The 909-nt window shown below is 72.4% G+C and carries 1 pseudogene; it reads left to right on the top strand.

The features are described from left to right. Positions 1-258 precede the first annotated feature (258 nt). Positions 259-909, top strand: a pseudogene (locus AE652_RS48455) (hypothetical protein); the annotation flags it as partial.

Below are 909 nucleotides of genomic sequence, written 5' to 3'. Positions count from 1 at the left end.
GTGGGAGAGTAGGACGCCGCCGAACAATTATTCAAGGCCGCGGCCCCAGCGACTCGCTGGGGCCGCGGCCTTTTTGTGTTTTGCGAACGTGAAGAAGATCGGCAAAAGCGGGACTTCCGCCCAGACGCGGAGGGTCCCGGCATGTCGGACAATGGAGAAGGTACGCGGGCCAGCAGGCCGGCGTCGAAGCCGCGTGGCGGTGGTGGAGTCGCATGCTCCGCCCGCGGTGTAGCTGAAGCAGCAGAAGGAGTCACCACGATGTCGAACCAGCCCCAGGACCGTCCCGAGCGTCGATCGGACGACGGCCGAGGCTACGAGCCCCGGTCCCGCGGGGGCTGGTCCAACGACCGTGGCGGCGACCGCGGTGGCTTCCGCCGCGATGACCGCCCCTCCGGCGGCTACCGTCGCGACGACCGTGACGACCGTCCGCGTCGTGACGACCGTCCGTCGGGCGGCGGGTACGGCCGCGACCGCGACGACCGCGGTGGCGACCGTGGCGGCTTCCGCCGTGACGACCGCCCCACCGGCGGGTACAACCGCGACCGCGGCGACCGTCCGTCGGGCGGTTTCAACCGTGACGACCGTGGCGGCGAGCGTGGCGGTTTCCGCCGCGATGACCGTCCGTCGGGTGGCGGTTTCAACCGCGACCGCGGTGACCGTCCGGCCGGCGGTGGCTTCCGTCGTGACGACCGCCCCTCCGGCGGTTTCAACCGTGACGACCGCGGTGGCGACCGTGGCGGTTTCCGCCGTGACGACCGTCCGTCGGGTGGCGGTTTCAACCGCGACCGTGGCGACCGTCCGGCCGGCGGTGGCTTCCGCCGTGACGACCGCGCCTCCGGCGGCGGTTTCCGTCGTGACGACCGTCCCTCCGGTGGCGGCTTCCGCCGCGATGACCGCCCGTCCGGTGGC

The organism is Kitasatospora sp. MY 5-36, from assembly GCF_001182915.1.
Classification (GTDB): Bacteria; Actinomycetota; Actinomycetes; order Streptomycetales; family Streptomycetaceae; genus Kitasatospora.
The sequence above is the reverse complement of the archived record's forward strand: the minus strand, read 5'-3'. Positions and strand labels throughout refer to the sequence as shown.